This is a genomic window from Photobacterium obscurum, assembly GCF_026191635.1.
Taxonomy (GTDB): Bacteria; Pseudomonadota; Gammaproteobacteria; order Enterobacterales; family Vibrionaceae; genus Photobacterium; species Photobacterium obscurum.
This window is the reverse complement of sequence record NZ_JAKRRW010000019.1, coordinates 105,327-114,983: the sequence shown is the minus strand read 5'-3', so window position 1 is coordinate 114,983 and position 9,657 is coordinate 105,327. Positions and strand designations below refer to the sequence as shown.

General features: G+C 45.0%; 8 protein-coding genes. 6 read left to right on the top strand and 2 right to left on the bottom strand.

Features of this window, described 5'->3' with window-relative positions; translation table 11 throughout:
• The first annotated feature begins 263 nt into the window (after positions 1 to 263).
• The 6 genes from MD588_RS19870 (at position 264) to MD588_RS19845 (ending at position 7,801) form a co-directional block, all read left to right on the top strand.
• Positions 264 to 758, top strand: a complete 495-nt coding sequence (locus tag MD588_RS19870) for a YcxB family protein (protein ID WP_265699412.1) — start codon at positions 264 to 266, stop codon at positions 756 to 758.
• A 608-nt stretch (positions 759 to 1,366) separates the two neighbouring features.
• The gene (locus tag MD588_RS19865) at positions 1,367 to 2,668 is read left to right on the top strand and encodes a glycoside hydrolase family 18 protein (RefSeq protein WP_265699411.1); all 1,302 of its coding nucleotides are present in this window, start codon (positions 1,367 to 1,369) and stop codon (positions 2,666 to 2,668) included.
• Between the two features lie 569 nt (positions 2,669 to 3,237).
• Positions 3,238 to 4,698 carry an SLC13 family permease gene (locus MD588_RS19860; protein WP_265699410.1) on the top strand — a complete coding sequence of 487 codons (1,461 nt, stop codon included), beginning with the start codon at positions 3,238 to 3,240 and terminating at the stop codon, positions 4,696 to 4,698.
• Between the two features lie 29 nt (positions 4,699 to 4,727).
• Positions 4,728 to 5,495, top strand: a complete 768-nt coding sequence (locus tag MD588_RS19855) for a hypothetical protein (protein ID WP_265699409.1) — start codon at positions 4,728 to 4,730, stop codon at positions 5,493 to 5,495.
• A 13-nt stretch (positions 5,496 to 5,508) separates the two neighbouring features.
• The gene (gene apgM, locus MD588_RS19850; RefSeq protein WP_265699408.1) at positions 5,509 to 6,756 is read left to right on the top strand and encodes a 2,3-bisphosphoglycerate-independent phosphoglycerate mutase; all 1,248 of its coding nucleotides are present in this window, start codon (positions 5,509 to 5,511) and stop codon (positions 6,754 to 6,756) included.
• A 112-nt stretch (positions 6,757 to 6,868) separates the two neighbouring features.
• Positions 6,869 to 7,801 carry a LysR family transcriptional regulator gene (locus MD588_RS19845; protein WP_265699406.1) on the top strand — a complete coding sequence of 311 codons (933 nt, stop codon included), beginning with the start codon at positions 6,869 to 6,871 and terminating at the stop codon, positions 7,799 to 7,801.
• An 85-nt stretch (positions 7,802 to 7,886) separates the two neighbouring features.
• On the opposite strand, the gene MD588_RS19840 is transcribed toward MD588_RS19845, so the two are convergent.
• Both MD588_RS19840 and MD588_RS19835 read right to left on the bottom strand, forming a co-directional pair.
• On the bottom strand, positions 7,887 to 8,747 hold the full coding sequence (locus MD588_RS19840) for an endonuclease/exonuclease/phosphatase family protein (RefSeq protein WP_265699405.1): 861 nt from the start codon (positions 8,745 to 8,747) through the stop codon (positions 7,887 to 7,889).
• Positions 8,748 to 8,862: 115 nt separating this feature from the next.
• Positions 8,863 to 9,657, bottom strand: a complete 795-nt coding sequence (locus MD588_RS19835; RefSeq protein WP_265699404.1) for an NPP1 family protein — start codon at positions 9,655 to 9,657, stop codon at positions 8,863 to 8,865.

Sequence of the window (9,657 nt, the reverse complement as noted above, 5' to 3'; positions counted from 1 at the left end):
GGAGCCAGCCTTTAATGTTGGCGCACCAGCTATCAGCTTTATATAGCATTACAGAGCGCCAAGGTTTTTAGCTGGTTGATGCATCATTTAATACCAATTTGGATTGCAAACTGGCTATGGTGAGAGTAGACCCTGTCGGTATTATTGATTTACAAAAGAGGATCAAAACAGCTAAAGAAAAACACCGTGAAGCTATACAATACTCGAGTTGCGAGGTCGCAGCATGGGATACTCACTCACAGAAAACCTCAAAGTAGCCACATATGTCTAAAGATTTTGATTTCACCACAGAATATACCCTCGATAAGACCTTTTTTGCAGAGTGTTATGATCAAACTAGCCGTCCTGCTAAATTTCCAAAAGCCTATTTAAAAGGAATACTTTTTCTTCTTTTTGGGGTGGTTTTAGTAAAATTTGAGCTACTACCCAGCGGTTACGTTGGTTGGTTCTTTATTGTTTTGAGTGTTATTGAGGCGCTTAGTGTTTATTTTAAGAGAACCTGGTGGTTATGGCGACAAACACTCAGCATGAGCTCTGGCAGTAAAGTGGTATTTCATGTTGACTCTAACGGTGTGAGTTATAAAAGCGGTAAAAACACCCGTAACATCGCCTGGAGTGAAATCGACCAACTTCAACAAAGCGATTTAGGTTTTATCCTTCATATGGGTAAACAGCGCCAATATGTCAGTAAGTCTTGCTTAAATGATAAAGTGATCGCGTTCATGGTAGAGCAGCACGCAGTATCAAAAATGAACTAACGTCAATGCGAGCAAAATAGAGGTAATGAAACGAATACGGTCAGGCCTTTCATTTTGCTTTTGATTAGAATGGCTGAGCTTCTAGCTAGGGGGGCAGTAGCTGAGGTTATCCGAGTTCATTCTGTAATATGAAGTTCGGAACAAGGTTTTGTCCAAAAGCTTGCCTTGGATTTGGTTCTGTGTGTGGATGATTGACCTAGATTTGGTGGGCAGCGAAGTGTCAGCGTCATAAATTTTGCTGCATATGATTTTGAAAAGTTAAGTTTGCAAGCGATTGCCAACCTTGAGTGCCTTTGTATATAAGGTGTTCATTAAAAACATGAATCATCAGCAAAGCAATTAGGAGTCTCCTGATTCTGTGATCTGTTATCGTCCCGCCATCTGCAATGGTGCGGGTTGTCATCAGAATATACAACGACGGATACTTTTCTCATTAATAAACGGGGACATACAGTACACAACATTACTTTCATGAAGTGCCTCGAAGAAGGCGACTTCTTGTCGGAATGAATTTCTGCAGATCGGATGTCCTGCTCAAATTGTAATCAGTGGATTTGGTAAACAAGCTTCATTAGCTATTTTCCATCGTGATACTACAAGGAGAGTTTATGAAACGAACATTGCTTGCCATGCTGGCTAGCAGCATGTTGGCGTCCCCTGCGGTTGCCGAGCAACAAGTTGTCGCAGGCTACTTTGCTGACTGGCAGTATGATAACGAAGCCAACCCATATACGGTCAAAGATATTCCCGCCGATAGCTTGAGCCATGTTATCTATGCTTTCCTTAGTATGTGTGGTCCCCATACTGGCGCTGGGGAGAAAGTACAGCAGCAGATTGCTGAGGCATGTAAAGACCAGTCCCCTTATACGGCAGTTGTGGTGGATCAGGAAGCGGCGCTTGAGATCGACTTTGGTGACGTGAGTGTCGATGTTCCCTATAAAGGGCACTTTGCCCAATTGGCCGAATTGAAAAAGCAGCATCCGGATCTGAGAATATTGCCGTCGTTTGGCGGTTGGACGATGTCAGAGGCATTTCATGCGATGGCGAAAGACAAAGCCAGCATCGATCACTTTGCCAAAACTGCAGTGGCACTGATTGCCAAGTATGACTTCTTTGATGGCATCGATCTGGATTGGGAGTATCCGGGAGGCGGTGGCCTGACGACTTCACCCTGGAACCCTGACACCAAACTGGATGACGAGCAGAAAGCAGAAGAGCGTGAGGCTTTCTCTTATCTGGTAAAAGCCTTGCGGATTGAGCTCAACAAGCTGGCTGCGAGAACAGATCGTTATTATGAGTTGTCATCTGCCGTTGGTGTTGGTCCGAAAGCGGCACAGATTGACTGGAGATCTGCAGCGCCATACATGGACAACATGTTTGCCATGACCTACGACTACCTCGGTGGCTGGGGAACCCAGACGGGTCATCTGACGAACTTGCATGCGACAGATCGCAGCTGGTGGGGGATGGGCTCCGATGTGTTCGTCCAGCAGATGATCGACTTGGGCATTCCTGCTGAAAAACTGGTACTCGGAGCGGCTTATTATGGGCGTGGCTGGGAAGGTACTCAGGATTTTGATGGTCAGTTCCCGACAGCCAGCCTGTTATCAGAAAAAGGCGCGTCGTTCGGTACCGATAATGATGAACCGGGTTACTTCATGTACTGGGATCTGAGCCGTAACTATACCGAGAAGGAAGGTTACCGGTATGGCTATGACAAGGCATCGGAAGCGCCATTCTTGTGGCATCCGAAAAAGCAGGTGTTCATCAGCTTTGATGACAAGCGCTCGGTAAAAGCCAAAACCGAGTGGGCGAAGAAAAAAGGCCTGGCTGGCGTGTTCACTTGGGAGCTGTCGGGTGACAAAGATGGTGAACTGACGGAAGTGATCTACCAGACGTTGAAGAACTAGTCGGGGCACCGATCAGACTAATAAAGTGACAACCTTCTCCCGGGGAATATGTAAAGTATATTTCCCCGGGGTAATCTTGAATAAGAATTACTACCAATTTAAATAGTTCGGAAATTAAACAAAATATAGCTCTACTGTCGTAAATTATGGTCGAGAAAAATCACTATAAATAAAAATAATAATTACCTATCAATTATTATCTGCCTATCTTGATAACCTTCTACTAATGCTTTGCAAAACTCCGCGTAACTTTCGACTCTTAGGGACAAGCACTTATTGTTTAAGATCACAGTATAGAAACAGACATCTATCAAAAATCTTTAACTATAAGTAAAAAGTCTTCTGAAGTTTTTTATGCATTTATTGTTATAAATTATATGCTTATGGTTTTATCCAGTGTCGTTTTTTTTCGAGTGATTTAGTTTTCCAATTCCTCGCATAGAATCTTCCAATTTAACTGTGGCACTTTGTCTCAGTACTATTCTCTTTAGCGTGATGACATCAAATTTTTACGCGTGAGTAGCCACCGGAGCGTGGCAAATAATAATGTGCGCAATAAGGAGTCTGAGATGGTTGCAATAACTAGGGATCTCAGTAGTAAAAGTAACACCGAAAAAATTCTGTATTATATTGGACTGCCATTAGCCATGGTTGTGCTGATGGCCATTTATTCAATGCCAACTCCCGAAGGTATTACCTTTGAAGGAAAAATGTCATTGGGTATTTTCTTTTTTGCCCTTATTCTGTGGATCACGGAATCACTTCCTAACTACGCGACGTCTATGCTGGCGATTGCGTTGCTCTCGGTATTCGGTGGCTGGGCGGAGGCCGATGCGCTGGGAACACTTGGTTACGGTGTTATCTGGCTCATGGTCTCGGCTTTCATTATCACATCTGGGATGGAGAAAAGCGGACTGGCAAAGCGAATTGCGCTAGCCATCATTACCCGCTTTGGTAAAACCTGGAAGTCGATTTTGATGTCACTGATGGCCGCTAACTTCACCATCGCTTTCATCATTCCTTCGACGACAGCCAGGGCTGCTATGTTGTTACCCATTGTATTGTTAGTGGCAAAAGCTTACGGCGTAGAAAAAGGTAACGGTAACCTTGGTAAGCTACTTGCGATTCAAGGTTTGCAAGCCAACAACATTTCAACCAGTGCCATCGTAACTGCCACGGCGCCGCAAATTCTGGCAATTGGTTTGCTAAAAGAGTTTACCGGCACCGAAGTGTCATGGGGTGAATGGTTCATTGCTTCTGCACCCATTGCCGTATTAACGCTTGTTGCCTCGTTTTTTATCGGCCTGATTCTATTTAAGCCCAAGGCCTCTCAAGAAGGCGGAGATGAGCTCCAGCAGATCCAAAAGCAATATGATGAGCTTGGTGACGTTACCACCAACGAGAAAAAAGCCGCGGGTATCTTCTTATTGACCATCGGGCTTTGGGCGACAGACAAATGGCATCTGGATATGTTTGGCTTCCAGTTCAGTCTGGTAATGGTTGCGATTATTTCGGCGTCACTGTTCTTTATGCCCTATGTCGGGATCCTTAACTGGAAAGAATCAAAAATCCCATGGAACCTGATGATTTTTGCCGCCGGTGCCTATGCGGCTGGTGTGTCGCTCAGTGAAACCGGTGTTGCAAGTTGGGCTCTGAGCGGGCTGTTCTCAAACCTTGGTGTGCAAGATATGAGCTTCTCTATGCTGTATGGCGTCGTGATTGCTATTTCGAGCTTTAGCCATTTTGTCTTCACCAGTAAAACCGTCAGAACCATTATCCTGATCCCAACCTTGGTCGGCTTGGCAGAAACTGCAGGTGTTTCACCATTGATGCTGGCTCTACCAGCGGCATTCACCATTGCCGATACCATTACATTACCCCCACACAGTAAAGCCAACCTTGTTTACTACAGTACCGGTTATTTCTCAGTAAATAACCAGCTCTTATACGGAATTCTTACCTTGATGGCGAAGTGGTGCATTTTATTTGCGGCGTCTTTCACCTGGTTTGCCTTCCTCGGCATAGTCTAACGGTCAGCAGATAGATGGAGTTTAACGAGATGAAAAAATTTATCAGTTATATTGGCTTGGGTGTACTGAGTGCCGTGGCTACCAATGTGAATGCCAGTGAGTTTGGCAAGATTGATTACTACCATGAACTGATCCAGCCGGTCGAAAAAAACGGGGTGATTGAAGTGACGGTTGAGGCAACAACTAATGCCGAGGGCATGCTGTATTTGCCTGCCTATGACGAGGCATCTGTTACCTCGGTAGCGGCAATAAGAGGGACGCTACTTTCTGATACCGCGCAGTTGGTCAGCGTTCATGGCCGAGAGGTATTCGCTTATCAGTTTGAGAAAGGCAATAACGATGTCAGCATGATGCAGATGGTGCAAGTTGCTGATTTGTATAAAGAGAAGAAAGCGAAGCTCAAATATAGCCATCCCGGTGGCGTCAAACGCATTTCTTATGAGTTTGTAAATACCGCTCCGGTCACAATAGGAAAATATTCAGGGTCTCTCAGTATTCCCCAGGGAAAAGAGCTGTACGGTGTTGTAAAACCTGAGTGGTCAAAGAAAAAGAAAACCTTTGATATCCATGAAGAAGCAGGCTGGAAAGTTGTTGAAGTATCGAAGAAAAACTTGAAAGCCAATGACAGTGTCGAGTTCAGGGTCCGGACTTATCAACCATCAGCAGCAATAAAATGGACACTCTGGGCGGTTGTACTCTTGCTATCAGGCGCCTTGTTGTGGAAGCGTCGGGGAGTGCTGAGTGATCTGCAGTCTTCGGATAAGAGTGATACTCCAAAGCCGGCAACGAATGGGTAAGGTGGACGTAGATATGAAGAAACAAGCACTATTGGTTATTGCAGATGGTATGGGTGATCTACCCAACTCGGAACTAAATGGTCAGACGCCGCTCGAATTTGCCCATACCCCCAGCCTTGCGATGCTGGCTTCGCAAGGGATGTTTGGCAATATTCACCCTGTTAAGCCAGGTGTACCGGTTGGTACTGATGTCGGCCACCTTGCCATTTTTGGTTATGATCCCTATGAAGTGTATACAGGCCGTGGGCCTATTGAAGCCTACGGTGCCGGTATAGATATGGAGCCGGGAGATATCGCTTTCAGAGGAAACTTCGCGACGGTTGACGATGAGTTTACGGTGTTAGATCGTCGAGCTGAGCGTATTAATGTGGGTACTGAAGCACTCGCGGCTGCAATTGACGGTGTAGTACTTTCTGATGGTACTTTGGTGATTGCCCGGGCACTGAGTGCCCACAGAGTCGCTGTCGTACTTCGAGGCAAAGGGCTGTCCGCGGCCATTACAACGACCGATCCCGGAACCGCAAAAGAAGGTCATAAAATTGTGGAGCCTGCGGCACTGGATGCGTCCGCAGAAGCCCAACATACCGCAGAGCTAGTTTGGGAGCTGACGGAGAAAATATATCCGATCCTCTCGTTGCACCCTGTGAACCAAACCCGTCTGATCAATAGACAGGTTCCGGCCAATATGATTTTGCTTCGAGGTGTTGGTGAGGAAATCAAAGCACCGAAGATCAGTAGTCGGTACGGTATCAAAGGGGCCTGTATAGCCGGAGATCGGACTGTGCTGGGCATTGCGCGGATGGCGGGCTTGGATGTGTTTCATAAACCTGAGTTTACTGCGGGATTTGATACGGATTTTATGGCTAAAGCTGAACTGGCATTAAGCAAATTGAGCGAGGGTTATGATTGGGTTGTGCTACATGTCAAAGCGCCTGATCTTGCTGGCCATGATAATTTGCCGCAAGTGAAAGTGGAAATGGCCGAGAAGCTTGATCAAATGGTGGGCTATATGGCTGATAAATTGGACTTAGACCAATGTTATATCAGCTACACCAGTGATCATTCGACACCGTGCAGCCGCCGCGATCATTCCGGCGATCCGGTACCCACCTTTGTTGCTGGGGGGGATGTGCGTCGCCAGGAATTGTCAGGTTTTGGCGAGCGCTATGTTGTTCATGGCTGTTTAACCAATATGACCGGGCAAGACTTTTTCTTAACTCAAATGGACTTATTAGGAGTTGTACCCAAACTCGGGGCGTAATTCTGCCTCTCAGACAAAAAAGTAAAATTTGACTTCTATTAGGTGGCAACTGTTTTAGAGACTTAAACAGTTGCTGCCTTTGCCCGTTTGAAGAGGAAAGGACGCGAACCTTATGAAGATTGAAAACCTTGAAGCTTTTGTGAAAATTGCCCAGTTGAGGAGCTTTACCCAAGCCGCGGATGCATGTTTTTGCACTCAGGCAACAATTTCATTGCGGCTGAAAAATCTAGAAATGTACTTCAAAACGCAGTTGTTTGATCGGGTGGGTCGTAATATTGAATTAACTGAAGAGGGGCGGCGCATTCTTCCTTTTTGCCAGTCGGCATTGTCGTCACTAGAACAGTCAAAAATTGAGCTAGAGGCAATGAACGGCTTAACGACGGGATCTCTGGCGCTGTGTAGCTCAAATACGCCGGGTACCTATTTACTACCGCGAATTATCGCGGAATATCACAAGCAATATTCAGGGATCGATATTGATTCCAGGATCAGGTATGCCCGAGATGTGATTCAGGAGATGTTATTTGACGGTGAAGCCGAGCTTGGCTTTGTTTCCCAGCCAGAGGGTATTGATGATAAAAAGATCACCTGCCAGCCGGTGCTTACCGATGAACTTTGCGTGATTGTTTCCTCTGAACATGAAAGTCTTAGTCGGTGGTTACAACAAGGCGGGCTGACAATGCGGGAGCTACAGAAACAGACATTACTCCTTTCTAATCAGAAAACATCTCTGATTGCCAACCTTGAAAGGGCCAGTGCAGGCAAAGTGAAGTTCAATACTCAGATTGTGCTTGGCAGTATGGAGGCGGTAAAAAAAGCAGTGTGTTTGAATACCGGTATTGCCATTGTTTCCCAGTTTTTAATTCAAGATGAAGTCAAAGAGAAGAAGTTGTTTCAGCTAAGGATAAAAGGAGTCAACCTGCAGCGGACCGTCTACCTGTTACACCGCCGAAATCGCAGCTTATCTCCTGCCGCGCAGGCCTTTATTCGTGTACTGGAAACGGAGCTATTAACGCAGTATCCGGAACGATGTTTGGTCGAGTAAATGGCTTTCATTTAACCGGAATAGATACATCTGGTATTTTGGAACAGCTCTAATTGAGTGACAATCAGAACTGTTCCACTATTGCTTATTTGAAGCTCATATTGGAGATAACAGATAAATGGTCTGATGCAAATACACCATCTTTTATTACGTTGACATATTTGAATGTATTAACGCGTAGTTGTTCATTGACAAAAATATAGTCAATATCTTCGGTTGGCTCTTTAAAGTACCCATGATAGGTATATGCCTTGCCATCAATACCCTCAAATGGTTTTTGGGTTATTGCTCGCGCATCGTTAAATAAATTGGTCAATGCATGGTACGAAGGCTTATCACTTCGTTCAAAGTTTAAGTCACCGAGAACAATCACTGCATCATTATCGTCCCCAATGATTTCTTTTGCTCGCTGGCTTAATAGTTTAGCACTTTCCTGGCGCGCTTTTTTCCCTATATGGTCAAAATGAGCATTAAACACCAGCACTCGTGCGCCTGTTTCTTTTTCTTCAAGTCTGACCCAGCTGGTGATACGCGTCAGATCGGCATCCCATCCAACACTGGCAACAACGTCCGGTGTTTCTGATAGCCAGAATGTGCCTCCGCCCAATTTTACGTACTTGTCGGTCTTGTAGAAAATCGGAACGGCTTCACCTTGTGTCTTACCATCGTCGCGTCCGACACCAACCCAGCCATAGTCAGGTAAGTTCTGAGCCAGATAGACTATCTGATCGTTAAAGGCTTCTTGTAAACCAGCAATATCAATATTCTTTTCATCGAAAATAGAAACGACAATTTCTTTTCTATTTTCCCAGGTGTTATTTCCATCGTAAGCACTGCCTGCAATGCTGTCCTTACTGTTTCTGATATTGAAAGACATGGTGTTAAAGTCGGCAGCAAATGATGGTGCCGATAAAAGACAAACAAGTAGAGCTGCAATTTTTTTCATTGTATTTATCCTTTATTCATATTAAATAACTAGAGGGGAGTGCAAGCACTCCCTTTAAATTGCGGGTATGGCTGTTGAATTAATAAAACAGAGTTATGCTTATCGATATATATCGCTACCTGTTAATATTCGATGCCTCAATGCTCTCCTGAGTAAAGGTTGGATAGCCTGAAGGTTTAAATTTATTCAGATTAGTGCGAAAGTTACTGTCTTTTAAAGGGATCGTTGCTGAGCCATAGTCAAAACTATTTAATTTGTTTCTCATTTCAAGGTTGCTGAGAAAGTCACCGGTTAATTCATACCAACTTGTTATCGTCGGAGTTACAAATCTACCGTATGGGTTTTCGGCGATCTCGTTATTTTTGGCAAAGCGTAGTGCGTGAGTCAGCCCACCCTCTTTATGATAAACAAACTTAACATGGCTGCCTTCGAAAGGTATTTCAGAGGCCGGTTTAGTATTCAGATCACCATGAGCACTATAGCTGCCATGGGTGACGGCACCATTCTTGGTCCAGATAGCGGCATATTCCCAGTCATGCCAATGGCCGAACCAATCCCAACCCGCCATCGTTTGGTCTTTTTTGAAGTAGAGCGAATAAAAGTGGCCACAATACTCATCGCCGCCACTAGAGGTGCATGCATATCTGTGGAGTGTATTGGAGGTATCGAGAAAATAATCATCGCGACAGTCTCCGGTAATAGGGCCTGAATTTTTCAATCCCGAGTTTTGTTCGCCTTCACGACTAATTCCTGCACTGGGAAGGCATCCATCGGTATCAAAATCAAATACAGGCTCAGTGTTATTTATTATGTTGTTATTTGGAATAGCAAGATCGAGTTTCTGAAAGTCTGAGGCTTGTGCGATGGGGGTTATCGCCAGGCCAAGTAGCAAGCTGTAAATAGTTCTCAT

Coding starts and splice junctions, on each gene's coding strand:
- MD588_RS19870 (WP_265699412.1), top strand. CDS start 264: ATGTCTAAAGATTTTGATTTCACCACAGAATATACCCTCGATAAGACC.
- MD588_RS19865 (WP_265699411.1), top strand. CDS start 1,367: ATGAAACGAACATTGCTTGCCATGCTGGCTAGCAGCATGTTGGCGTCC.
- MD588_RS19860 (WP_265699410.1), top strand. CDS start 3,238: ATGGTTGCAATAACTAGGGATCTCAGTAGTAAAAGTAACACCGAAAAA.
- MD588_RS19855 (WP_265699409.1), top strand. CDS start 4,728: ATGAAAAAATTTATCAGTTATATTGGCTTGGGTGTACTGAGTGCCGTG.
- apgM (WP_265699408.1), top strand. CDS start 5,509: ATGAAGAAACAAGCACTATTGGTTATTGCAGATGGTATGGGTGATCTA.
- MD588_RS19845 (WP_265699406.1), top strand. CDS start 6,869: ATGAAGATTGAAAACCTTGAAGCTTTTGTGAAAATTGCCCAGTTGAGG.
- MD588_RS19840 (WP_265699405.1), bottom strand. CDS start 8,747: ATGAAAAAAATTGCAGCTCTACTTGTTTGTCTTTTATCGGCACCATCA.
- MD588_RS19835 (WP_265699404.1), bottom strand. CDS start 9,657: ATGAGAACTATTTACAGCTTGCTACTTGGCCTGGCGATAACCCCCATC.